23 protein-coding genes are annotated in these 22,302 nt (G+C 65.1%); 11 read left to right on the plus strand and 12 right to left on the minus strand.

Annotated features, from left to right (window positions below):
• Positions 1 to 77 precede the first annotated feature (77 nt).
• Positions 78 to 698, minus strand: coding sequence for a LysR substrate-binding domain-containing protein (locus tag QNJ30_16525; GenBank protein ID MDJ0945075.1), 621 nt, complete (start codon positions 696 to 698; stop codon positions 78 to 80).
• A 383-nt stretch (positions 699 to 1,081) separates the two neighbouring features.
• On the opposite strand from QNJ30_16525, the gene QNJ30_16530 reads away from it, so the two are divergent.
• The 5 genes from QNJ30_16530 to QNJ30_16550 all read left to right on the plus strand — a co-directional run bounded on the left by QNJ30_16530 (position 1,082) and on the right by QNJ30_16550 (position 4,459).
• The gene (locus tag QNJ30_16530) at positions 1,082 to 1,759 is read left to right on the plus strand and encodes a glutathione S-transferase family protein (GenBank protein MDJ0945076.1); all 678 of its coding nucleotides are present in this window, start codon (positions 1,082 to 1,084) and stop codon (positions 1,757 to 1,759) included.
• 136 nt (positions 1,760 to 1,895) lie between these two features.
• Complete coding sequence (locus QNJ30_16535) at positions 1,896 to 2,288, plus strand: YciI family protein (protein MDJ0945077.1); 393 nt, start codon at positions 1,896 to 1,898, stop codon at positions 2,286 to 2,288.
• Positions 2,285 to 3,544: an RNA polymerase sigma factor gene (locus QNJ30_16540; GenBank protein ID MDJ0945078.1), complete on the plus strand. Its 1,260-nt coding sequence runs from the start codon at positions 2,285 to 2,287 to the stop codon at positions 3,542 to 3,544. Before QNJ30_16535 ends, QNJ30_16540 begins: the two co-directional genes overlap by 4 nt.
• Positions 3,545 to 3,608: 64 nt before the next feature.
• The gene (locus tag QNJ30_16545; GenBank protein ID MDJ0945079.1) at positions 3,609 to 3,995 is read left to right on the plus strand and encodes a VOC family protein; all 387 of its coding nucleotides are present in this window, start codon (positions 3,609 to 3,611) and stop codon (positions 3,993 to 3,995) included.
• A gap of 35 nt (positions 3,996 to 4,030) precedes the next feature.
• Positions 4,031 to 4,459: a GFA family protein gene (locus QNJ30_16550; GenBank protein ID MDJ0945080.1), complete on the plus strand. Its 429-nt coding sequence runs from the start codon at positions 4,031 to 4,033 to the stop codon at positions 4,457 to 4,459.
• A 146-nt stretch (positions 4,460 to 4,605) separates the two neighbouring features.
• Here QNJ30_16550 and QNJ30_16555 read toward each other — a convergent pair whose 3' ends face one another.
• Positions 4,606 to 5,523, minus strand: coding sequence for an SMP-30/gluconolactonase/LRE family protein (locus QNJ30_16555; GenBank protein ID MDJ0945081.1), 918 nt, complete (start codon positions 5,521 to 5,523; stop codon positions 4,606 to 4,608).
• A gap of 157 nt (positions 5,524 to 5,680) precedes the next feature.
• Between QNJ30_16555 and QNJ30_16560 the strand changes: the two genes are divergently transcribed.
• Both QNJ30_16560 and QNJ30_16565 read left to right on the plus strand, forming a co-directional pair.
• Positions 5,681 to 6,016: a helix-turn-helix domain-containing protein gene (locus QNJ30_16560; GenBank protein ID MDJ0945082.1), complete on the plus strand. Its 336-nt coding sequence runs from the start codon at positions 5,681 to 5,683 to the stop codon at positions 6,014 to 6,016.
• A gap of 365 nt (positions 6,017 to 6,381) precedes the next feature.
• Complete coding sequence (locus tag QNJ30_16565) at positions 6,382 to 8,355, plus strand: hypothetical protein (GenBank protein MDJ0945083.1); 1,974 nt, start codon at positions 6,382 to 6,384, stop codon at positions 8,353 to 8,355.
• Between the two features lie 170 nt (positions 8,356 to 8,525).
• Here the strand turns inward: QNJ30_16565 and era are convergent, their stop codons facing one another.
• The 9 genes from era to folK form a co-directional block, all read right to left on the minus strand.
• A complete protein-coding gene (era, locus tag QNJ30_16570; GenBank protein MDJ0945084.1) occupies positions 8,526 to 9,446 on the minus strand; it encodes a GTPase Era in 921 nt (306 codons plus the stop codon).
• Positions 9,443 to 10,153 carry a ribonuclease III gene (rnc, locus tag QNJ30_16575; GenBank protein MDJ0945085.1) on the minus strand — a complete coding sequence of 237 codons (711 nt, stop codon included), beginning with the start codon at positions 10,151 to 10,153 and terminating at the stop codon, positions 9,443 to 9,445. The genes era and rnc overlap by 4 nt, the downstream gene beginning before the upstream one ends.
• Entirely contained in the window at positions 10,140 to 10,955 is an 816-nt protein-coding gene (gene lepB / locus QNJ30_16580) for a signal peptidase I (protein ID MDJ0945086.1), read from the minus strand. Before lepB ends, rnc begins: the two co-directional genes overlap by 14 nt.
• The gene (gene acpS / locus QNJ30_16585; protein ID MDJ0945087.1) at positions 10,948 to 11,358 is read right to left on the minus strand and encodes a holo-ACP synthase; all 411 of its coding nucleotides are present in this window, start codon (positions 11,356 to 11,358) and stop codon (positions 10,948 to 10,950) included. The genes lepB and acpS overlap by 8 nt, the downstream gene beginning before the upstream one ends.
• Before the next feature lie 7 nt (positions 11,359 to 11,365).
• Complete coding sequence (locus tag QNJ30_16590) at positions 11,366 to 12,136, minus strand: pyridoxine 5'-phosphate synthase (protein MDJ0945088.1); 771 nt, start codon at positions 12,134 to 12,136, stop codon at positions 11,366 to 11,368.
• A complete protein-coding gene (locus tag QNJ30_16595) occupies positions 12,102 to 12,782 on the minus strand; it encodes a DUF2062 domain-containing protein (protein MDJ0945089.1) in 681 nt (226 codons plus the stop codon). Before QNJ30_16595 ends, QNJ30_16590 begins: the two co-directional genes overlap by 35 nt.
• A 77-nt stretch (positions 12,783 to 12,859) precedes the next feature.
• Positions 12,860 to 15,004, minus strand: a complete 2,145-nt coding sequence (locus QNJ30_16600) for a bifunctional (p)ppGpp synthetase/guanosine-3',5'-bis(diphosphate) 3'-pyrophosphohydrolase (protein ID MDJ0945090.1) — start codon at positions 15,002 to 15,004, stop codon at positions 12,860 to 12,862.
• Positions 15,005 to 15,088: 84 nt separating this feature from the next.
• Positions 15,089 to 15,484, minus strand: coding sequence for a DNA-directed RNA polymerase subunit omega (gene rpoZ, locus QNJ30_16605; protein ID MDJ0945091.1), 396 nt, complete (start codon positions 15,482 to 15,484; stop codon positions 15,089 to 15,091).
• Positions 15,485 to 15,633: 149 nt separating this feature from the next.
• Positions 15,634 to 16,143 (minus strand): 2-amino-4-hydroxy-6-hydroxymethyldihydropteridine diphosphokinase, encoded by a 510-nt coding sequence (gene folK, locus QNJ30_16610; GenBank protein ID MDJ0945092.1) that lies wholly within the window; start codon positions 16,141 to 16,143, stop codon positions 15,634 to 15,636.
• Positions 16,144 to 16,286: 143 nt separating this feature from the next.
• On the opposite strand from folK, the gene QNJ30_16615 reads away from it, so the two are divergent.
• From QNJ30_16615 to QNJ30_16625, 3 genes are all read left to right on the plus strand, one after another.
• Positions 16,287 to 16,940 (plus strand): NYN domain-containing protein, encoded by a 654-nt coding sequence (locus QNJ30_16615; GenBank protein MDJ0945093.1) that lies wholly within the window; start codon positions 16,287 to 16,289, stop codon positions 16,938 to 16,940.
• A gap of 15 nt (positions 16,941 to 16,955) precedes the next feature.
• Positions 16,956 to 17,624, plus strand: coding sequence for a uracil-DNA glycosylase (locus QNJ30_16620; protein ID MDJ0945094.1), 669 nt, complete (start codon positions 16,956 to 16,958; stop codon positions 17,622 to 17,624).
• 416 nt (positions 17,625 to 18,040) lie between these two features.
• Positions 18,041 to 19,951 carry an adenylate/guanylate cyclase domain-containing protein gene (locus QNJ30_16625; protein MDJ0945095.1) on the plus strand — a complete coding sequence of 637 codons (1,911 nt, stop codon included), beginning with the start codon at positions 18,041 to 18,043 and terminating at the stop codon, positions 19,949 to 19,951.
• Positions 19,952 to 20,003: 52 nt separating this feature from the next.
• Here QNJ30_16625 and QNJ30_16630 read toward each other — a convergent pair whose 3' ends face one another.
• Complete coding sequence (locus QNJ30_16630; protein MDJ0945096.1) at positions 20,004 to 20,606, minus strand: hypothetical protein; 603 nt, start codon at positions 20,604 to 20,606, stop codon at positions 20,004 to 20,006.
• Between the two features lie 433 nt (positions 20,607 to 21,039).
• Between QNJ30_16630 and QNJ30_16635 the strand changes: the two genes are divergently transcribed.
• Positions 21,040 to 22,242 carry a hypothetical protein gene (locus QNJ30_16635; GenBank protein ID MDJ0945097.1) on the plus strand — a complete coding sequence of 401 codons (1,203 nt, stop codon included), beginning with the start codon at positions 21,040 to 21,042 and terminating at the stop codon, positions 22,240 to 22,242.
• Positions 22,243 to 22,302: the final 60 nt, after the last annotated feature.

Consider the following 22,302-nt stretch of genomic DNA (forward strand, 5'->3'; position numbering starts at 1 on the left):
GGTTGATGTCTTGTCGGCTTGTTCGAGCGATCTTGAGCCGAAGCCCTGCGCTTCGCAACGCCCGCGGCGCGAGGTCCTCAGGACGGAGCGGCCTCGAGGCGGCCCCGCAGGGTCGTCAGACGCGCGCCCATGAAGTCGAGAAAGGCCCGCACCCGGGCGCTGCGGCGCAGGTCCGGGTGGGTGATCAGCCAGAGGGCGGAGGCCATCTCGGGGAGCGGCGGGGCGACGCGCCGCAATTCGGGCGCCGTCGCGGCCAGGTAGCAGGGCAGCGGCGCAACCCCGAGGCCGGCCCGGGCCGCCTCGCGCAGGGCCAGGAGCGAGCTGGCGCGGAACACGATGCGCTCCGCCGGCACCCGGGCGCGCAGCCAGCGGGCCAGGCCCAGGTGCGCCAGGCTGTCGTCGGGGCCGAGCCAGTCCAGAGCCTCCAGTTCCTCGGCTTCCGCTTCGCGGGCGCCCCGAGATTCCAGGTAGGCCGGCGCAGCGAAGGGCGCGAAGGCGATCCCGGCGATCCGCCGCGCCACCAGCTCCTCGGGCGCGCTGACCGCGGGGCGGATCGCGACGTCGGCGTCGCGCCGGGTCAGGGTGAAGAAGTCGTTGGAGGTCGCGAGCTCCAGCGTGATCCCAGGATGCTCGCCGCGGAAATCCACCAGCAGCGGGGTCAGGAGCTCAATCAGGGTATCGGTCGTGGTGACCCGCACCACCCCGCTCGGCCGCAGGTCCCGGCCTGCCAGGCGGCGCTCCAGGGCCGTCAGTTCCTCGAGGACCCGCCCGGCGCTGGCGATGGCCTCCTCGCCGCCGGGGGTCGGGCTGTAGCCGCGCCGCGCCCGCTCGAAGAGCCGCAGGCCGAGCCGGGCCTCTACCGCACCGAGGCGCCGGAAGGCCGTCGAATGGTCGACGCCGAGACGCCGGGCCGCGCCGGTCAGAGAGCCCGCCTCGCCGATCGCGACGACCAGGCGCAGGTCCTCCAGCGCTAGACCTTGCGATTAATGCAAGCTCATCTTTCGATATTACCGGGTTTTCTTTCCAAAATGCCACATCAAGATCGTCACGCTGACGCCCGAGCCCGTGAAGGAGAAGCACCATGCCGCCCTTGACCCTGGTCAGCTACCACCTCTGCCCCTATGCCCAGCGGGCCGCGATTACGCTGATGGAGAAAGGAGTCCCCTTCGATCGGATGATGGTCGATCTCGGCGACAAGCCCGCGTGGTTCCAGAGGATCTCGCCGCGCGGCAAGGTGCCGCTGCTACGCGTCCCCAGGCCCGACGGGGGCGAGACGGTGATCTTCGAGAGCAGCGTGATCTGCGAGTACATCGAGGAGACCCGGCCCGGGCCGAAGCTGCACCCGCAGGATCCTCTGGAACGGGCGCGGCACCGCGCCTGGGTCGAGTTCGCCTCGGCGATCCTCGGCGATATCTGGGGCCTGGAGACCGTCCGCGACCCGGAGCTTTTCGAGACCAAGCGCCGCGCGGTGGCCGAGAAGTTCACCTGGCTGGAGCCCGAGCTGAGCGAGGGGCCCTACTTCGCCGGCCTGGCCTTCAGCCTGGTCGACGCGGCCTTCGCGCCGGTGTTCCGCTATTTCGACGTCTTCGACAGCATCGCCGACCTGGCGGTGCTGGCCGAGGTGCCGAAGGTCCGGGCCTGGCGCGCGGCGCTGGCGCAGCGGGCCAGCGTGCGCGCCGCCGTCGACGACGACTACGGCACCCGCCTGGCCGCCTTTCTGAAGCGTCACGACGCGCATCTTCTCAAGTTGGCGGCGTGACGCCCCGGGCGCTGGCCGAGGGCGCCCAGACAGGAAGGGAATCGGCAAGCCCAGTGAAATGAGCTTTCATTCGTCTGTCGGATCCGGGACGGCTGCTCCGTCCTTTGCCATGACGGCAGCGAAAGGAAGCTCGAAGATGCTCTATTCCATCCTGATCTACGGGGCCGAGACCCTGGTCGAATCCTTCTCGGAAGCGGAGGAGGAGGCGACCCTGGAGAAGCACCGCAGCCTGCAGGCGCGCCTGACCGAGGCCGGCAAGCTGGGACCCTTCGCCCGGCTGATGCACACCACGGCGGCGGTGACCATCCGCTCGGAGACCGGCGAGCCGGTCGTCCTGGACGGGCCCTTCGCCGAGACCAAGGAACAGCTGCTCGGGCTCTATCTGATCGACTGCGAGAGCCTGGAGGACGCGGTCGAGGTCGCGAAGCAGCTGCCGGTGGAGGTCGGCGCCCTGGAGATCCGGCCGGTGCACTTCTACGGACCGGGCGTGCTGCCGCAGACGCCCTTCGAGGCCGCCCCCTACCCATGAGCGGGCCCGACTGGCTGAGCGCGCTCCTCGCGAGCGCGCGGCCGCGGGTCGTCGGCGCCCTGGCGCGCCGCTTCCGCGACCTCGACAAGGCCGAGGAGGGCTACCAGACCGCCTGCCTGCGCGCCCTGGCGCGCTGGCCCGAGAAAGGCCGGCCGCGGGACCCGGTGGCCTGGCTGATCCTGGTCGGCCGCAACGCCGTCATCGACGAGCTGCGGCGCGAAAGCCGCCACGCGCCGCTGGAGGACGAGCCGCCGGAGGCGCCGGGCGGCGACGGCGAGACCGCGGCGATCGAGCGCCTGGAGTCCGAGGGCTACCGCGACGACATCCTACGGCTGCTGTTCATCTGCTGCCGGCCGGAGCTGCCGAGGACGGACCAGCTCGCCCTGGCGCTCAAGGTGGTGGCCGGGCTTTCGGTCCAGGAGATCGCCCGGGCCTTCCTGGTCAAGCCCAAGGCCATGGAGCAGCGCCTGACCCGGGCCAAGCGCAGGGTCGCCGCGGCAGGGATCTCCTTCGAGACGCCCTCGGTGGCGGAGCGCGCGCAGCGCCTGTCCGCGGTCTCGACCCTGCTCTACCTGATGTTCAACGAAGGCTACGCCTCGGCCGGCAAGGGCGCCCACCTGAGGATCGCGCTCTGCGAGGATGCGATCCGTCTGCAGCGGCTGCTGCTCCGGCTCTTTCCGGGCCAGAGCGAGGTCATGGGGCTGCTGGCGCTCTGCCTCTTCCAGCACGCCCGGGCCAGGGCGCGGCTCGACGCCGGGGGCCGGATCGTGCTGCTCGAGGACCAGGACCGCGGCCTCTGGGACCCTTCCCCGATCGCCGAGGGCCGGGTGCTGATCGAGAAGGCCCTGCTGAAGGGCCGCCCCGGGCCCTACCAGATCCAGGCCGCCATCGCCGGCGTCCACTGCGCCGCCGCGACCCCGCAGGCGACCGACTGGGCCGAGATCGAGCGGCTCTACCGGGCCCTGGAGCGGGCCCAGCCCTCGCCGGTCGTGACCCTGAACCGGGCGGTCGCTGTCGCCAAGCTGGAGGGCCCGGCGGCGGCCCTGGCCCTGACCGCACCGCTGGCCGGCGCGCTGGACGGCTATCTCTACTTCCACGGCGCGCGGGCCGCCTGGCTCGAAGAGTTGGGCCGAGCGCCCGAGGCCGCCGAGGCGTACGGGCGGGCGCTGGCACTCTGTACGACGCCGGCCGAGACCGCGCATTTGCGCGAACGCCTGGAGGCCCTGGAAGAGAAATCCGCGACCCTGTCGGATTAGCCCCCGCGCCTCCGTCCTCTGGAGGACCGCGAGCCTGCGGTCCATGACAACAGGAGGACTGAGGATGAGCGATAACCCCATGGCGACCCACGGCGCGCCGAGCTGGATCGAGCACCACGGCCAGGACGGCCCGGCGGCACGGGCCTTCTACGAGAAGGTCCTGGGCTGGACCATCGCCGAGCTGCCGATGAAGGACGGCAGCACCTATCACGGCATCCTGCTCGGCGAAACCCCAGTCGGCGGCTTTTCGAGCGCGCCCTCGGAACAAGGCGGCTGGATCAGCTACATCACGGTCGACAACGTCGACGCTCGCTTCGAGGCGGCCCTGAAGGCCGGCGCGACGGCGCTGCAAGAGCCCTTCTCGGTGCCGGGCGTCGGCCGCATCGCCAGCTTCCGCGATCCCGCCGGCGCCGCCCTGGCGCTGATCACCTACGAGTCCCAGCAGGGCTGACCCCGCCTCCCCAACCCGAGACGAAGGAGAACCAGATGAGCTTCACCGGCGGATGCCTCTGCGGCGCAGTGCGCTATCAAGGCCGGGAGCAGCGGGGCGGCGGCCACTGCCACTGCATCGACTGCCGCAAGACCAGCGGGACCGGCCACGGCTCGCACATGATCGTGCCCGAAGCCGCGTTCTCTATCAGCGGCGAGCTCCGCTTCTTCGACGCCCCGGCCGACAGCGGCAACATGGTCAGCCGCGGCTTCTGCCCGACCTGCGGCTCGGCCATCTACTCCCGAAACAGCGCCGTGCCGGGCCTGGTCTTCGTGCGCGCCTCGAGCCTCGACGACCCGGAGGTCTTCCGACCGCAGCTGGTCGTCTATGCCAAGCGGGGCCCTTCCTGGGACCGCATGGACCCCGCCCTGCCCAGCTTCGAGGAAATGCCACCCCCGGAGGAGATGCCCGACATGGCGGAGTGAAATGGCCAGAGATCCCCTCGCCTCAACCTTCCAGCGCCTGACGGCGCCGGGGGGCGGAGCGCAGCGCTTCGCGCGGGATGTGGAGGCTTGGCGAGGCGAAGCCGAGCCCTGGCCGAAGCTGGGTGAGGGGTATTCCACCTGTACGCTCAGAAGGTCTTCAGGCCGTTGACCGGAAGCAGGATCGCGTAGAGCGAGGTCGTGGCGGTGATGAAGAGGCGGTTGCGCTTCGGGCCGCCGAAGCAGAGGTTGGAGACTTGCTCGGGCACGAGGACCTTGCCGATCAGGGTGCCGTCCGGCTCCAGGCAATGCACGCCGTCGGCCGCGCTGGTCCAGATCCGCCCCGCGTCGTCCAGGCGGAAGCCGTCGAAGACGCCGGCGCTGCAGGTCGCGAAGACCGCGCCGCCGGAGAGCGTCCCGTCGTCGGCGACTTCGAAGACCCGGATGTGCCGTTCGCCGCTGGAAAAGCGGGTGCCGCCGGAATCGACGATGTAGAGCACGCGCTCGTCCGGCGAGAAGGCCAGGCCGTTGGGCCGGACGAAGTCGTCGGCGACGATCCGGCAGGCGCCGGTCTCGGGATCGAGCCGGTAGACGTGGTCGCCGCCGATCTCGGAGTCCGCCTGGAAGCCCTCGTAGTTGGAATCGATCCCGTAGGCCGGATCGGTGAACCAGATCGAGCCGTCGGACTTGACCACGACGTCGTTGGGGCTGTTGAAGCGTTTGCCCTCGAAGCGCTCGGCGAGGACGGTGATCCGGCCGTCGTGCTCGGTCCGGGTAACCCGCCGGCCGCCGTGCTCGCAGCTGACCAGGCGGCCTTGGCGGTCGACCGTGTTGCCGTTGGTGTAGCGGCCTTCGCCGCCGCGGAAGACCCCGACCGTGCCGGTCGTCTCGTCCCAGCGCAGCATGCGGTCGTTGGGAATATCGCTGAAGATCAGCGAGCGGCTCGCCGGAAAGTAGGCCGGGCCCTCGGTCCAGCGGCCGCCCTCCCAAAGGTGGTCGAGCCGGGCGCTGACCTTCACGCAGCGCCTTAAGCGCTCGTCGAGGATCTCGAAATCGCTGTCGGCCATGTCTGAAGACCCCTTCCGTGGATTCCATCCGACGCCAGCGCGGATTGAAGCGGACCTCGAGGCGTGCTACGCATTTCGTAGCACATCCCGGCAGGATGGCAAAGCGTCTGCTACGCTATCCGTAGCAACGTCCAGAGGGCAGCGAGGGACGGCAGACATGGCAGCGGTTCCAAGGCCGGGCCGGCCGGTCAGAGGCTCCAGGTCCGGGGCACCGATCATGGCGCTCTTCGACCTGCTCGGGCGGCGCTGGTCCATGGGCGTGCTCTGGACCCTGAGCGAAGGCGGGCCCTGCACCTTCCGGGAACTCCAGGCGCGCTGCGAGAGCATCTCGCCGACGGTCCTGAACGTCCGCCTGAAGGAGCTGCGCGCGGCCGGCCTAGTCGAGCACGACGGCCTCGGCTACCGGGCCACGCCGAGCGGCCGGGAACTCTACGGCCTGCTGGTTCCGCTCGGCCAGTGGTCCAAGGCCTGGGCGCGCAAGCTCTCCAGCTGAAAGGGAGCGCCGCGGCCGTCACGCCCGGTAGTCGAGGCCCCAGACCCGGTAGCGCTCAGGATCCTCGACCCAGCGTTCGCGCACCTTGACGTGGAGGAAGCAGCGTAGAACCAAAGTACCTGCTAAGACAACTAGTCCCAAAGACACGCGCTGTTTCCTATCGGCATCGCGGTTAAGAGCCAATTCGCTCCGCCACTTCCACAAACATTGTAAACGTCGAGAGTCGATCGGCGATCTTGGTATTGACTCTCTTGTGGAAAGCTGTGTAGTTCTTTTCCAATAATCTCTGAATACGCTTCTGTTCCTCATCAACTGTGGCCTCAATGCCGATTGCTAGCAACGCGCTCCACAGTATAGTCAGATCAATGAAGCGTTTCTTTACCACCGCACGGCGCCCGCTGCTTGTCTGCTGTTCTGGCATACACGCCTTCCTTAGAACAACGATCGAAGCTTCGAAATTCGTTATCGCGTTCTCCATCGTCGCTTTTGCATGCCTGATTGTTTCCGAGATCATAAAGTCGGCCGATCAGACAGCCATAATAGTCGATGCTTTCTCTCTGCCCGACGATCTCAAACAAAGAGGCTATGATGAGACTCTGTTTACGAGACACCTTTTGTCCAATATGCAGCGCCTGCGAGATAAGAATCAAAGAAGAGGCCGAGATCTCGCCATCCAATACCTCGATACGTACCAGACAGAAAAGACTTCTTGCGTCAGCAACGATATATTGCTGCACAGATTGCAATCGCGCATGAATGAAAATCTGCGCGTCCGACATCAGATTGGTTGGACGATGTACGACCATGCGCTTCAAGGCGATCAATTGTCTATAGTTGGGATGGCTAGGACTGTTCAACGTGGACTAATGGCCCCCCGTGGTGTCGTTCGTGGTGCTGTGCTTAGTGGTGATAATGGTTACGCTCTTGACATCTCGATAAGCCTGGAAAGCGGTGCGAAAACCACGCATCGGGAGTATTTTTCAAGCTTTGCAGATCTTGAAGAACGCGGACCCTTACTGCTTATGATGTTTCTAGATCCGTTAACCTACGCGGTACAGCATTTCGAGTGGAACCCGCAACGTGTGGAGAATTCTCTAAATTTGATGAAATTGGACCCAAGTGCGTTTGAGATTACCGCAGAGCTGATTGACCTTATCAGTGGTTACAATTTCTTGTATCGCCAGAAGCACAGCGAGAACACCCTAAATGCTTTACTCGCTAGGCAGTACTTCGAGGAAGCAGTGGCAAAGTCCAATGACGACCCTCTGTTGGTAGCTGGACTAACGCTCTCTTATCTCAGAGCATCAACGTCTTTAGCATCGCTAGAGAACGATCAAATTTCGCGTCTTCTTGAGGACCTAGATAGGCTTGCTTCAAGTGTAGATGAACCGCGGTTTGAGCATGCGCTAATTGGAATGATCCAAGGGTTGCGTTCTGAGAAAGAATCTGCTGACCAGGCATGGAAAATTGTAGCCGAGAACTTACCAGGAGTGGAGTTTCATTCATGGGAAGAAGAGGATAAGAACATATTTACTATTTTACTCGTGTTCTATATCGAGAATAAGCGATTTGTGGAGGCTTCTCAAATTTGGCGTAGAGCTTTTGGCTTTGGCCTTGAGGACAAAACTGAGGATAGCTTTTTGGCACTGGATTGGCGCTATTTGTTCGTCAGAGCGATCTATGCCCTCTCTCAAGGCGAACTAGAGCTAGCGGAGCGGCTGATGAGCATTAACGCTCTTCTAGGCGTAGGTTCAGGCTGCGCTCATTACAACTGGGGACAGATTCTTTGGAGAAAGGCACGTGAAGCCACAGAAGCTGACCAGAGACTCAAGCTTCTCCAGAAAGCACATGTCGCATTCCGAGTGGCGGAGCGACAGGGTGTTAGAAGCTTCTCTTTCTACAATCAGTGGGGAAATCTACTCGGTGATCTGAATCAGCGCGCGTTAGCTGCCAAGAAGTTCACCGAAGCAACAAGCTATTATGGCGATCATCGCTGGGCTTTGCTGAACGCAGGGAATGTCCTCTTTGCAGCGAATGATTTTCATGGTGCTGAGCACAAATACAGAGAGTCATTAGAGTCTGGCTCGACAGAAGCAGCTATCGGCGGACTACTGAAATCGATATTCAAACAGAAGGAGCATGAATCATTTATAGAAGAATATTTTGTTTGGCAAGGCAATATTATGAAAAAAACGGAACTAGATATTCTTCTTGTCCTGTCTTATTGTGAAGTAGGGCACCAAGAAGAAGCGAAGAATATCGCAGAGCGGTTGACTGGAAGAGAAGATGTTGACCCTGCGACTATGGAGGCGATCAATATGTGTTTGGTCGCTGAATAATTCGTCTAGCACTCCAAAAATATTTCCAAGAAGACGCCGCCTCTTGATGTATGAATTACTAAACAAAAGAGCGCTGATGATTATTCTATTTGAATGGAAATTGACTGTATTTTTCAGGCCGCTTACCTTCGGTTATCTTCTTGTATGCGATCGGGTCTGTCATCTGCGCATCATGCCTGGTAGTCGAGGCCCCAGACCCGGTAGCGCTCGGGATCCTCGACCCAGCGTTCGCGCACCTTGACGTGGAGGAAGAGGTGCACGGGCCGCTCCAGCATGGCCTGGAGCTCGGCCTGGGCCGCCTCTCGGACGGCGCGGACCGTGCGGCCGCCTTTGCCCAGGCAGATGCCCTTGTGGGTCTCGCGCTGGACGTAGACGGTCTGCTCGATCTTGGCGCTGCCGTCCTCGAAGTCCTGCCAGGCGTCGGTCTCGACGGTGAGCGCATAGGGCAGCTCTTGGTGCAGGCGCAGGAAGAGCTGCTCGCGCGTCACTTCGGCCGCGATCAGGCGCATCGGCAGGTCGGTCAGCTGGTCCTCGGGATAGTGCCAGGGGCCTTCCGGCATGGCCGCCGCCAGGAAAGCCCGCAGCTCGGCCAGGCCGTCGCCGGTCGTGGCGGCGATCATGAAGGTGTCGGTGAAAATCCCCTCTTCCTGGAAGCGCGCGGCCAGGTCCAGAAGGCGCTCGCGCTTGACCGTGTCGATCTTGTTAAGGACGAGCGCCGCCCGCCGGCCCTGGGCCTTGAGGCCGTCGAGGATCAACCGGCTGTCCGGGTCGATGTCGCGACGGCCGGCGTCGAAGATCATTAGCACCACGTCGGCGTCCGCCGCCCCGCCCCAGGCGGCCTCGACCATGGCCCGCTCCAGGCGCCGCTTGGGCTGGAAGATGCCGGGCGTGTCGACCAGCACGATCTGGCTGGCGCCCTCGATGAAGATGCCGCGGATGCGGAAGCGGGTGGTCTGCACCTTGTGGGTGACGATCGAGACCTTGGCCCCGGTGAGCGCGTTGACCAGGGTCGACTTGCCAGCGTTGGGCGCGCCCAGGATCGCCGCGAAGCCGCAGCGCGGGGCTTCGCCCCCGGCGCTCTCCGCGGTCATTGGGCGGACTCGAGGGCCGCAAGCAAGCGGGCTGCGGCCTCCTGCTCGGCCAGGCGCTTGGAGCGGCCGCGGCCCTGCGCGGCGGGCCGGTCCTCGACCTTGACCTCGACGGTGAAGATCGGATCATGGTCGGGGCCGCTGCGCTTCACCTCGCGATAGACCGGCAGGGCGAGGCCGCGGGCCTGGGCCCATTCCTGGAGCGCAGTCTTGGCCTCCTCCGGCGGCCGCAGGTCGGCCTCGATCAGCATCTGCCACTGCGCCTCGACGAAGCGGCGCGCCGGATCCAGGCCGCCGTCGAGGAAGAGCGCGCCGATCAGCGCCTCGCAGCAGTCGGCCAGGATCGCCGGGTTCTCGCGGCCGCCGACCTCTTCTTCCGACTTGGAGATCGTGATGTGGGGGCCGAGCCCGATCCTCCCGGCGACCTCGGCCAGGGCCTCGCGCCGGACCAGCATGGCGAAGCGCTTGGCCAGCGCGCCCTCGCGTTCCCGCGGGAAGTCGCGGTAAAGCCGTTCCGCAATGATCAGGCCGAGAACCCGGTCGCCGACGAACTCCAGGCGCTGGTAGTCGTCGCCGGCGCCGCGTTGCCGCCGCGGCGCGCTGCCGTGGGTCACCGCTCGGGACAAGAGGCCGGGGTCGGCGAAGTCGTGACCGAGGGTCTTGGCAAGAGGCTGAAGGTCGGCGGGCGCCGCGGTCCTATTCGATCCCATCGAAGATCCGGCCGAAGCGGACCGCCCAGGGCCAGCGCCAGACCTCCCAGAAGCGCGCCGTGCCGTTGTGGGAGAAGAACAGGATCTCGGCCCGGCCGATCAGATTCTCCACCGGCACGTAGCCGACCTCGAAGAGCGAGCGGCTGTCCTGGCTGTTGTCCCGGTTGTCGCCCATGGCGAAGACGTGGCCTTCGGGCACCAGGTACTCCGAGGTGTTGTCCGTGACCTCGTTGTCGCTGCGCTCCCGGATCAGGTGCCGGCGGCCGTTCGGCAGGGTCTCGACGTACTCGGTGTAGGCGCCGACGCCCTCCCGCGCGGGGAGCTTCTCGCGCTCGACCGGCTCGCCGTTGATGTGAAGGACGCCGCGGATCATCTGGATCCGGTCGCCGGGCAGGCCCACGATGCGCTTGATGTAGTCGGTCTCCTCCTCCCCCGGCTTGCGGAACACGGCGACGTCGCCGCGCTCCGGCAGGCTGCCGAGAAGCCGGCCCTCGAAGAGCGGCGGGCTGAAGGGGAAGGAATAGCGCGTGTAGCCGTAGGAGAACTTGGAGACGAAGAGATAGTCGCCGATCAGCAGAGTCGGGATCATCGAGCCGGAGGGAATGTTGAAGGGCTCGAAGGCGAAGGTGCGGATGCCGAGCGCGATTAACACTGCGATCACGATGGTCTGCAGGGTCTCCCGGTACTCGGCGAAGGCACCGCCGGCACGCGCCTTTCCGCCCTCCTTCGCGGCCTCGGCCGCTTCGTGGGACGTGGTCTCGGAGTCGGCCTGGGGGGACCGCGGTTCGTCGTGCTCAATCATGATCCGATGGAACGGCCGATATGATGACGATTGCCTGGGCGAGTGGATAGTCGTCGGTGATGGTCACGTCAATGCGCGCCTTCATGCCGCTAGGCGTCAATTCCTCCAGGCGAAGGGCGGCGCCGCCGGTCAGGTCGAGGGTCGGCTGGCCGCTGGGCAGGTTCACCACCCCCATGTGCTGCCAGTGCACGCCGCGGCGCGGCACCCCGGTGCCCAGGGCCTTGGCGCAGGCCTCCTTGGCCGCGAAACGCTTGGCATAGCTGGCCGCCCGCGCCGACCGCCGGTCCGATTTGGCCCGCTCGACCTCGGTGAAGACCCGCTCTGTGAAGCGGGCGCCGAACTTCTCCAGGGTCTTCTCGATCCGCCGGATGTCGATCAGGTCGTTGCCCAGGCCGATGATCATGGGCGCTTCAGGCCCCCTTGGCGCTGTTGGTCTCGGCGCGAGCCTTGTCCATCATGGCCCGCATCCGCCGGATCGCACTGTCCAGGCCGCTGAAGATCGCCTCCCCGACCAGGAAATGGCCGATGTTGAGCTCGACCAGGGTCGGGATCGCGGCGATCGGCCCGACCGTGTCGAAGGTCAGGCCGTGGCCGGCATGGCACTCCAGGCCGATCGCCTCGGCATGGGCGGCGGCGGCCTCTAGCTTGGCGCACTCGGCCTGGGTCGCGGGTCCGCCCTGGTCGTGCAGGAAAGCCTCGCAATAGGACCCGGTATGCAGCTCGACCACCGGCGCGCCCAGGGCCTCGGCGGCGTCCAGCTGCAGCGGATCGGGATCGACGAAGAGCGAGACCCGGATCCCGGCGGCCTGCAAGTCGTCGACATAAGCCTTGAGATGATTGCGGCCGCCGTGGGCGTCCAGGCCGCCCTCGGTGGTCACCTCTTCGCGCTTCTCGGGGACGATGCAGGCCGCGTGAGGCCGGTGCCTCAGCGCGATCCGCAACATTTCTCGGGTCGCCGCCATCTCCAGGTTGAGCGGCAGATCGATCTCCCGGCTCAGGCGCTCGATGTCCTCGTCGGAAATGTGCCGCCGGTCCTCCCGCAGGTGCGCGGTGATGCCGTCGGCGCCGGCCTGCGCTGCCAGGCGCGCCGCGCGGACCGGATCTGGATGCAGGCCGCCGCGGGCGTTGCGGATGGTCGCCACGTGATCAATGTTGACCCCGAGTCGCAAATATCGCGTCATTCCTCTCGTCTCCCCTTTCCTCCTGCGCTGGAGACTCGGCCTCGGCCGGCTCCGGGGATGAAGGTCCATCGCTCGCCTCGCGGGCCGCCTGGCTCCGTGCCTTGGCCCGTCTGCGCAGCTTCTTGCGCACGCGGCGCCTGCGCTGCGCCTTCTGATAACCTGACACAACGCGGTGCATGATCAAGTAGGTGATGAACCAAGCGACCACCGCGGTCGGCAGGCCACCGACCGCCATCGGCCAGAGAATTTCCAGCGGACGGTCGAAGATGAAGCCGAAGGAAAGGTCGGACGGGAGCTCCGCCGACGTCTCATAGCCCAGCAGGGTCCGGCCGAAGGCGTAGATCCACGGCAGGATCACGGGGAAGGTGACGGGATTGCCGACAACCGTGCCGAAAGCGGACGCCACGACATTCCCGCGCAAGGCGAGCGCTGTCAGGGCTGCGATGACAAAATGCAGCCCGAGGAAGGGGGTGAAGGAGGCCGCCGCGCCGCAGGCGAAGCCGGCGGCGATCCGATAGGGCGTGCCGGGCAGGCGGCCCAGGCGGTGCCTGATGTAGAGCGCCATCCGGGCCCAGCCGCGCCGGGGCCAGATCCACTCGCGCGCCTGGTGATGCCAGGGAAGCGGTTTGCGCCGCCGAAAAACCATCGTCCCTACTCTCCGGACCCGGCGATACCGGCAAGGTTCCGGCAGCCTTCGACAACTTGCACAGCCTGCGGCATCGGTCAGGACCGCGCCCGTTCGACGGAGGTTATCACCGACATCGCCCGCAGGGCGGCCATGATATCGGTCAGATGCTTCAGATCCTTTACCTCGACGTCAATCAGCATCTCGAAGAAGTCGATCGAGCGGTTGGTGATCTTGAGGTTCGAGATGTTGCCGTCGTTCTTGCCGATCACCGTGGACAGATTGCCAAGGCTGCCCGGCTCGTTAGCCACCACGACGTTCAGCCGGCCGAGGAATGGCACCGAAGAGCCGTCGACGTCCCAGGCGAGATCGACCCAGCGCTCCGGCGTCTCGGCGAAGGTCTGAAGGGTGTCGCAGTCGATGGTGTGGACGGTGACTCCCTTGCCGGTGGTGACGATCCCGACGATGCGGTCGCCCGGCAGCGGATGGCAGCAGTGCGCGTAGTGCAGCGCCATTCCCGGAATCAGGCCCTTGATCGGGATCGCGCTGTCCTTGGCCTTGTCGCGCTTGCCTTTCGCCCGGCCGATCGACACCACCTTGCGCCAGCCGCTGCGCTCCTTGGACTCGGGATAGACCGCGCGCACCACTTCCGTGGCGGAGGTGTGGCCGGTGCCGACGGAGAAATGGAGGTCCTGGATCGAGTCCGCCTTGAGCTTCTTCAGGCCGCCCTTCAGGGCCTTCTCGGTCAGGTCCTGGCCCTCCTGGCGAAAGGCCTTCTCCAGCATGTTGCGGCCGAGCTCGACGTACTGCTCCCGCTCCCGGGCACGGACGAAGCGGCGGATCCTTGCCCGGGCCTTGCCGGTAACCGCGAACTTCTCCCAGTCGGGCGAGGGGGTCTGGGCCTTGGAGGTGACGATCTGGACCTGGTCACCATTGGCCAGCCGCGTGCGCAGCGGCACCATGCGGCCGTTGACCTTGGCGCCGACGCAGGTGTCGCCGACCTCGGAGTGCACGGCGTAAGCGAAGTCCAGCGGGGTCGCGCCGCTCGGCAGGGCGATCAGATCGCCCTTGGGGGTGAAGCAGAAGACCTGGTCCTGGAACATCTCGAGCTTGGTATGCTCGAGGAACTCTTCGGGATTGGAGGCGTGGTCCAGGATGTCGAGCAGCTCCCTCACCCAGCGGTACTGACGGCCGTCGACCATCGGCGCGCCCTGCTTGTACTTCCAGTGCGCGGCGACGCCGAACTCCGCGATCTCGTGCATCTCGCGGGTCCGGATCTGGATCTCGATGCGCTGCTGCTCGGGTCCGATGAGGCCGGTATGCAGCGAACGATAGCCGTTGGGCTTCGGCGTCGAGATGTAGTCCTTGAAGCGGCCCGGCACCGTCGGATAGCGGCTGTGCAAGATCCCCAGGGCGTGATAGCAGTCGCCGACCGTCGGCACGACCACCCGAAAGGCGACGGTATCGGCGAGCTGCTCGAAGCTGAGGTTGCGCTGCTCCATCTTGCGCCAGATCGAGTAGGGCGACTTGAGCCGCCCGGAGACCTTGGCCTTGACCCCGCCTTCCTCCAAGTCGCGGGCCAGCTGCTCGCGGACCCGCTCCAGCAGATCGCCGCCCTGCTCGCGCAGGAAGTTCAGCCGCGCGAGGATCGAGTCCCGGGCATCCGAGTTGAGTACGGCGAAGGCGAGGTCCTGCAGCTCGTCCTTGAAGCGCTGCATGCCGATCCGCTCGGCCAGCGGCGCGTAGATGTCCATGGTTTCGCGGGCGATGCGCCGGCGCTTGTCCGGGTTCTTGACGAAATGCAGGGTCTGCATGTTGTGCAGGCGATCCGCCAGCTTGACCAGCAGGACCCGGATGTCTTCCGACATGGCCAGCAGGAGCTTGCGGAAGTTTTCCGCATGCTTGGTCTGCTCGGACTGCAGCTCGAGGCGGGTGAGCTTGGTCACGCCATCGACCAGGCGGGCGATGTCCGGGCCGAACAGCATCTCGACGTCCGAGAGCGAGGCCTCGGTGTCCTCCACGATGTCGTGCAGCAGGGCGGTCGCGATCGAGGCGCTGTCCAGCTTGAGGTCCGTCAGAATGCCGGCGACCTCGAGCGGGTGAGAGAAATAGGGATCGCCGGAGGCGCGGGTCTGGCTGCCGTGGGCCTTCATCGCGAAGACGTAGGCCCGGTTCAGCAGCCCCTCGTCGGCACCGGGGTCGTAGGATTTGACTTTTTCGACAAGCTCAAACTGCCGGATCATGTCGTGCCGCCGCGGGACCTGCTAGTCCTTGTTGCCTACGGCACGGCGAGCCCTGCAGTGGGGAGAGGAGCGCCGGCCGCCGGATCAAACCTCCTCCGGGTTGTCGGTCTCCGGGGGCGCCGCCGCGATCTCGGTATCGCTCTCTCGCGGGGCCACCGGCTCCTGGAGCATGCCGCCTTGGGCGGCCGCCTGGGCCATCAGTTCGCCCTCCAGGGCATCGAACTCAGGCTGGTCCTCCTCGGGCTCGTCCAACTCGACGTGCTTCTGCTGACCGACGACCAGGGACTCCATGAGCTGATCACGCTCGATCGTGTCGTCCGCGATCTCTCGCAGCGCCACGACCGGGTTCTTGTCGTTGTCTCGTTCGACCGAAAGCGGCGATCCCGCTTGAATGTCGCGGGCCCGCTGCGCAGCCAGCATCACCAGCTCGAAGCGGTTCGGGACTCGAATAACACAGTCTTCTACGGTAACGCGCGCCATGGCCGCGAAGCTCCACCTACGTCACGTGTTCTACAGCAAGCTCAGATGAGCGGGGAATCTGAAATATAGAAAGCCCATTCCCTGCAAGCAAGCGTCTTGAAGCGCGGAATCCCTGGGATTCCGACAGCTTTTTCTCGCCTTCCTGGCAGCTATTCGAGGACCACGGTTTGCTGGTCGGCGGGCAGCCGAGCAATCAGGGCCTTCAGCCCCAGGCCGGAGACCGGATGGCGCCAGCCGGGCGCCACTTCGGCCAGGGGCAGGAGCACGAAGGCGCGCCCGGCCAGACGCGGATGCGGCAGCTCGGGCAGCGCCCCGGAGGGGCTGACCCGTCCCCGGTAGTCGAGCAGGTCGAGGTCCAGGGTCCGCGCCGCGTTGCGGACCGCCCGCCGGCGCCCGAAGTCCGCCTCCAGGGCGTGCAGGCGGGCCAGGAGCGCGGCCGGTTCCAGGACGGTCTCCACCGCCGCGACCCCGTTCACGAACCAGGGCTGATCCGATGCGGGCACCGGGGCGCTGCGGTACCAGCGCGACCGGGCCAGGATCCGAAGCGCCGCCTCCTCCAGGCGGCCCAGCGCCGCCTCGAGGGTCTCCTTCGGTCCGCCATGCTCCGGGTGATCCAGATTAGCGCCGAGTCCGATCAGGACAAAATCCCTGTCCGCCACTGATAAATCCTTGCGAGAAAGACTTTAATCATTAAGTTCGAGAAACAGGATGCCGGTTCCTCATGTGATTTCTAGGAAGTCTTCGGCATCTATTGTTTTATATCTATTGGCTTAGGCTGGCTGGCTTATTAGGAAGGACCGATATGCATTTCTACCCGCAGGAACGGGTCGCTCTCTTCATTGACGGCGCAAACCTCTACGCGACGGCACGCTCCCTGGGCTTCGACGTCGATTACAAGCGCCTGCTCGAGCTCTTCGCGCAGCAGTGCACCCTGGTCCGCGCGTTCTATTATACGGCCCTGGTCGAAGACCAGGAATATTCGCCGATCCGCCCCCTGATCGATTGGCTCGACTACAACGGTTACAGCATGGTCACCAAGCCGACCAAAGAGTTCACGGACGCCTCGGGACGCCGCAAGATCAAGGGTAACATGGATATCGAGCTGGCGGTCGACGTCATGGAGATGGCCGAGCACGTCAGCCACGTCGTGATCTTTTCAGGCGACGGAGACTTCCGCAGCCTGGTCGAGGCGGTGCAGCGCAAGGGCGTGCGCGTCACGGTGGTCTCGACCATCCGGTCACAGCCGCCCATGGTGGCCGACGAGCTGCGCCGTCAGGCTGATTCCTTCGTCGACATCGCCGACCTCGAAGACCGGGTCTCCCGGCAGCACGCCGGCGGCGACGACCGCGGCTACCGGCGCGGCCGTGGCCCGCGTGAGACCGCCGTCGAGGAGGTCGACGAGGCCGAGATCGACGACGACCTGGACGACGAGTACTACGAGACCGGCACCGCCTGACCAGGCGGTTCGGCCATGCGCTTTCCGGAACCGGCCCGGCCGCCGGCCGATTGCGGACGCTGTCCGCGGCTGGTGGCCTTCCGGCAGGACAACGGCGAACGCTATCCCGCGTTCCACAACGCCCCGGTGCCGTCCTTCGGCCCCATCGAGGCGTCCCTGCTCATTGTCGGACTGGCCCCCGGCCTTAAAGGGGCGAACCAGACCGGCCGCCCCTTCACCGGCGACTACGCAGGCGACCTGCTCTATGCCACCCTCCAGAAGTTCGGTCTCGCCCGGGGCCGCTACGACCGCCGGCCCGACGACGGCCTCGAGTTGCGCGGCTGCCGGGTGACAAACGCGGTGCGCTGCGTGCCGCCGGAGAACAAACCGACGACCGAGGAAATCCGCACCTGCCAGCCTTTCCTCAAGACGGAGATCGAGGCCCTGCCCCGGCTGCGGGCGATCCTGGCCCTCGGCGCCGTCGCCCACGGCAGCGTCCTGCAAGCCCTCGGCTTCAAGAAGAGCGCCTACCGCTTCGCCCACGGCGCGCTCCACCGACTGGAGACCGGGGGCGGGCTTCTGCTCGCCGACAGCTACCATTGCTCGCGCTACAACACCAATACCGGCCGACTGACCACGGCCATGTTCGAGGCGGTCTTCGAGTCGCTTCTCGGGCAGGTTGCCGAACTCCGGCAGGGGCCTTGAGCCAAGGTCATCCGGCACATCCCCGGGTTTCGGCGCTTCCGGTCCGAAGGCCAGGGCTGCCCCTTTTCAGCAGGCTCCCGCGACACACCCCAAATGGGTGATGAATTGGACGTTGGATAGGCCTAATTGCTGAGCCGCGGCGAGGCCAGCCTCCCGCTGGCGGAAATCTCGGCCCTTGAGGAGAACAGCCGGCCCGCGAGCGGGGCCGCTCTCCGACTGAGGGAGCGCGGAGCAACGCGGGCGAGGAGGAAGCGGCAGGTCCGAATGCCCCTCGGGACAGCTTCACTTGCAGAGGTCTTGCGCGGAATCCAATAAGATAAGAAGGTCAGCGGCGAAGGGATTTATGGTGCTTCCCTCTCCTGTGCGAATAGGACAAAGTTCCTCCTATCCTCTGCCGGCGATCGGGCGCTTGGGATTTGGGTGGCAGGACTCACGGACTCGACGCCGGCCGTGCGGTACAACGAAGGAAACCAGAAACGAGCCGGATCAGACCGGGGAACGTCGCACGGTTTCTGCGGCCAAGCGCAAGTAAAGGCAAAGCAAACGCCAGGCACCCAGGGACGATGCCGACCTCGACGACCATAGAACCGCATCGAATCCAGTCCGCGATCCTCTGTGCCGACGTGCACGGCTACAGTCGACTGATGAGCCAGGACGAAGTCGGGACCTTCGAGCGGGTGACGAGCGCGATCTCTCTGATTCGGTCGCTGATCGGGGACTACGGCGGCCGGGTGGTCCAGACCTCGGGCGACGGCGTCCTCGCGCTCTTCGAAAGCTCGAGCCAGGCGCTGCGCTTCGCGATCGAGATCCAGCGGGAGTTCCGAAACGACGCGGTCTGGAACGCCGACGACCGCCCGGTCGCCTTTCGGGTCGGGATAAACTTCGGCGAGGTGCTGGGCGGTGATTCCAATATCCAGGGTCACAGCGTCAACATCGCCGCACGCCTCCAGGCCATGGCGCGGCCGGGCGGCATCTGCATCTCCGGCGCCGTCCAGCGCAGCGCCGACGACATCGTCGGCATCTCCCTGCGGTCGCTGGGCGTCCAGCAGCTCAAGAACATCGCCGATCCCGTCGAGGTCTTCGCGATCGAGATCAACGGCCAGCGCTCGATCGAGACCCCGCCTCTGCCATCGATGGACCAGCCGCTCGCACCGCCGACCGAGGCCTCTGTCGCGGTCCTGCCGCTGGAGAACCTTTCGGGCGACCCGGGCGACGGCCATCTCTGCGACGGCATCACCGGCGACATCATCACCAATCTCTCGCGCTTCAGGGACCTGCTGGTCATCGCCCGGCACTCGGCCTTTCTGTTCAAGAACCAGGACCTGGCGAACGAGCAGATCGGGCAGATGCTGGGCGTCCGCTATATCCTGACGGGGGGCCTGCAGCGGGCCGGCAGCAAGATCCGGCTCCGGGTCGAGCTCGCCGACGCGGCCTCCGGCCAGGTCGTCTGGTCGGACCGCTACAACGGCGACCTCGGCGACATCTTCGCCTTCCAGGACGAGGTCACGGACCTCATCGCCGCGCGCCTGGCGATCCAGATCAGCGCCGCGGAGCAGCGCCGTCTGGCCACGAGCCCGCCGAAGCTCCTCGCCTACGGCCTCAACCTCCGCGGCCAGGAGATGAGCCTCAAGTACAAGAAGGAGGCCAACCTGCACGCCCGCCGCCTCTTCGAGCAAGCGGTGGAGATCGACCCGGACTATGGCCGGAGCTACGCCGGTCTCTCGCGCACCTTCAATCTTGATTCGTTCTATGCTTGGGTCGATTCACCGGTCTCGGCTCTCGCGAAAGCCGTGGAACTCGCCAAGACCGCTACCACATACGATAGCCTCGATGCGCGTGGCTACGCGGAGTTGGGATATGCTTATCTCTATAGCAAGCGTCATGACGAATCCTTGGCCGCATACGAGCGGGCAACGGAACTAAACCCAAATGACGCGGATATTCTCTCGGACATGGGTGATGCGCTGGTTTTTTCGAACGAGCCTCGTCGTGCCGTCGAGCTTCTAAAACGCGCGATGCGACTGAACCCCTGCTATCCGGACGACTACCTTTGGCATCTCGGAGATGCCTATTTCTCACTGGGTGACTACGAGCAAACGATAAACACACTCCACAAAATGCAAGATCAGTCAGAAGCCCACCGTTTGCTCGCTGCGAGCTATGCCCATCTGGGCGAAGGGAAGCAGGCGCGCCATCACGCCAAGGAGGTCATGAGAATCCATCCAAACTTCTCTATCGCCCATTGGGTCACCGTCCCGCCATTTAAGGACGGCATGCACCAACTGGAAGCACTTATCGAGGGGCTGCGAAAAGCCGGGCTTGAGTAGCAGACCTCGGATCAAATCGAGATGCGCTGCAGCCTGTACTCACTGCCCTGGGTCAATCGCTCCAAGGCTTGCCTTGGCTACCCGTAGCCCGCGCCATCTTTCCACTGAAATGGCCCTTGAGACCGTCGGTCCGGAGTTCGCACTCAAGGAGTATCTCTTCGAAAGTGCCTGCATCGGGATCCAGCCGGATGGAGTGGTCGCCCTTGTCGTAGGACCACACCCGCATATCGTCGGAAAATGAACGGTCCTGGCTCGCCACGCCGGTTCGGTCGGCATCGGCCGGTGCTCGATCGAGTCGTGAGTACGGCAGATCAGGAGAGGGTCGCGGCGCCTCGGGATCGCTTCCGGGACCGTGAACGAGGAACAAGGCCGGTCTCGCCAAGTCGTAGTAGTGGCCCTCGTAGCTGAAGGCGTAAATACGGGCCAGCCTCGCCCCCTCTGCCCTCAACTGGGCCTCGAGGAAATTGTTGTCGCCCAATCGCGGCGGCTGCGGCGGCGGTGGGGGTGGCGGATCCGATCCCATGCAGCCTTCCTGTTGCGACGACTTTGCCGCCGGCTTGCGCAGATCCGGGAGCTTCGCTTGATCGATTTTCAGCTCTTGGAGTTCTCTGCCGTAGAGCAAGACGTTTGTCGGACTGAGTAGCGTTTCGACCACAGTTTCGTTCCCCCTTGAAGAGCTGACAGTTACGAATGCCTGCCTTGGATCTCAAGTTGCCACGCTGGCACGTCGCGGCAACCAGGGTCTGGCACAATTCACGCAGGACGACCGCCGTTAAACGCGCCGGGCGCAGCAAGACCTGATCTTGTCATGCAGGAATCGTCCCCCCGCAGGAGCAATTGCTCGCGGCGAAACTTAGCCGTATTCGACCGAACTCCGCAATGGGTTGCTGTCCGAGACTCCGGAAACTTGGCTCGAGGCTCGACGAAAGCCGCCAGCCATGCCCGAGGTTGACTTTCGCGGCACGGCACCCGATCTCCGATACCCGATCGCCACCTGGAAAAGCGACTGTGCGCAAGCCTTGGATATCCGCTTAGGATTGGTCGGTGCTAGGCTCGCCTATGTTTCAGATCGCTCAGGTAGGGTAGTCGTGCCGCTCGACCATCACCCCTTGCCGCCGCTGACCGACGCCTCCGTGGCCGTCCTGCCCCTGGACAACCTTTCGGGCGACCCGCGCGACAGCCACCTCTGCAAGGGTATTGCCGGCGACATCATCACCAACCTCTCGCGGTTTCGCGACCTGCTGGTCATCGCCCGGCACTCGGCCTTTCTCTTGAAAAACCTAAACGTCGCGAATGCAGAGATCGGGCGGCGGCTCGGCGTGCGCTATCTCCTGACCGGCGCCCTGCAAAGGAGCGGGAGCCGGATTCGCTTCCAAGCGACGCTGACCGAGGCCGCTTCCGGGCATGTTGTCTGGTCGGATCGTCACCTTGGCGACCTCGGCGACGTCTTCGCCTTCCAGGATGAGGTCGCGGACCTCGTCACCGCGCGCCTCGCCGTTCGAATCCGTGACGCGGAGCGCCGTCGGCTCTCGGCCCACCCGCCGGCCGTGCTCGTCTACGGCCTGAACCTTCGGGGCCAGGAACTGAGCCTGAAGTACGAGAAGGACGCCAACCGGCAGGCCCGCCGCCTTTTCGAGCGGGCGATCAAGATCGATCCGGAATACGGGCGGAGCTACGCAGGTTTGTCGCGCAGCTTCAACCTCGACGCCTTCTATGCCTGGGCGGAATCGCCGGAGTCGGCCCTGGATCGCGCTCTGTCACTGGCCAAGATCGCGACGCTGCACGACAGCCACGATGCGCGCGGCTTCGCGGAACTCGGCTACGCCTATCTCTACGGTAAGCGGCACGCCGAATCCCTCGCCGCCTACGAACGTGCGGTCGCATTGAATGCGAACGATGCCGATGTCCTTTCGGAGATGGCCGACGCGCTGGCCTATGCAGACCAAGCCGAACGCGCGCTCGACCTCCTGGCGCGCGCGATGCGGCTCAATCCTCTCTACCCGGACGACTATCTGTGGCATCTGGCCGACGCCCACTTCATTCTCAGCGACTACGAGCAGGCGATCGAAGCGCTCCACAGGATGCAGGATCAATCGGAAGCCCACCGTCTGCTGGCAGCCTGCCACGCATTATTGGGTAACAGGGCGGACGCGCGACGGCACGCCGAAGAGGTCTTGAGAATTCACCCGAACTTCTCCATCGGCCATTGGGGCGAGGCCGCGCCACACAAACAGGACGCGCCTCAGCGGCAAATCTTTATCGACGGCCTGAGATTGGCCGGGCTCAGGTGAGCCGAGAGGCCGAGGCTGCGAGGGTGGGCAGGCCGCCCGGCCCGGCCCTTTCGGCACGCC

Source organism: Kiloniellales bacterium (genome assembly GCA_030066685.1).
Lineage (GTDB): Bacteria > Pseudomonadota > Alphaproteobacteria > Kiloniellales > JAKSBE01 > JAKSBE01.

What these genes read in the sequence shown, in the direction of transcription:
- QNJ30_16565 (MDJ0945083.1), top strand. Translation starts at nt 6,382, where the DNA reads ATGAAGCGTTTCTTTACCACCGCACGGCGCCCGCTGCTTGTCTGCTGT.
- QNJ30_16545 (MDJ0945079.1), top strand. Translation starts at nt 3,609, where the DNA reads ATGAGCGATAACCCCATGGCGACCCACGGCGCGCCGAGCTGGATCGAG.
- QNJ30_16555 (MDJ0945081.1), bottom strand. Translation starts at nt 5,523, where the DNA reads ATGGCCGACAGCGATTTCGAGATCCTCGACGAGCGCTTAAGGCGCTGC.
- QNJ30_16535 (MDJ0945077.1), top strand. Translation starts at nt 1,896, where the DNA reads ATGCTCTATTCCATCCTGATCTACGGGGCCGAGACCCTGGTCGAATCC.
- QNJ30_16600 (MDJ0945090.1), bottom strand. Translation starts at nt 15,004, where the DNA reads ATGATCCGGCAGTTTGAGCTTGTCGAAAAAGTCAAATCCTACGACCCC.
- QNJ30_16530 (MDJ0945076.1), top strand. Translation starts at nt 1,082, where the DNA reads ATGCCGCCCTTGACCCTGGTCAGCTACCACCTCTGCCCCTATGCCCAG.
- QNJ30_16615 (MDJ0945093.1), top strand. Translation starts at nt 16,287, where the DNA reads ATGCATTTCTACCCGCAGGAACGGGTCGCTCTCTTCATTGACGGCGCA.
- QNJ30_16620 (MDJ0945094.1), top strand. Translation starts at nt 16,956, where the DNA reads ATGCGCTTTCCGGAACCGGCCCGGCCGCCGGCCGATTGCGGACGCTGT.
- era (MDJ0945084.1), bottom strand. Translation starts at nt 9,446, where the DNA reads ATGACCGCGGAGAGCGCCGGGGGCGAAGCCCCGCGCTGCGGCTTCGCG.
- rpoZ (MDJ0945091.1), bottom strand. Translation starts at nt 15,484, where the DNA reads ATGGCGCGCGTTACCGTAGAAGACTGTGTTATTCGAGTCCCGAACCGC.
- QNJ30_16560 (MDJ0945082.1), top strand. Translation starts at nt 5,681, where the DNA reads ATGGCAGCGGTTCCAAGGCCGGGCCGGCCGGTCAGAGGCTCCAGGTCC.
- QNJ30_16550 (MDJ0945080.1), top strand. Translation starts at nt 4,031, where the DNA reads ATGAGCTTCACCGGCGGATGCCTCTGCGGCGCAGTGCGCTATCAAGGC.
- lepB (MDJ0945086.1), bottom strand. Translation starts at nt 10,955, where the DNA reads ATGATTGAGCACGACGAACCGCGGTCCCCCCAGGCCGACTCCGAGACC.
- acpS (MDJ0945087.1), bottom strand. Translation starts at nt 11,358, where the DNA reads ATGATCATCGGCCTGGGCAACGACCTGATCGACATCCGGCGGATCGAG.
- rnc (MDJ0945085.1), bottom strand. Translation starts at nt 10,153, where the DNA reads ATGGGATCGAATAGGACCGCGGCGCCCGCCGACCTTCAGCCTCTTGCC.
- QNJ30_16595 (MDJ0945089.1), bottom strand. Translation starts at nt 12,782, where the DNA reads ATGGTTTTTCGGCGGCGCAAACCGCTTCCCTGGCATCACCAGGCGCGC.
- QNJ30_16540 (MDJ0945078.1), top strand. Translation starts at nt 2,285, where the DNA reads ATGAGCGGGCCCGACTGGCTGAGCGCGCTCCTCGCGAGCGCGCGGCCG.
- QNJ30_16590 (MDJ0945088.1), bottom strand. Translation starts at nt 12,136, where the DNA reads ATGACGCGATATTTGCGACTCGGGGTCAACATTGATCACGTGGCGACC.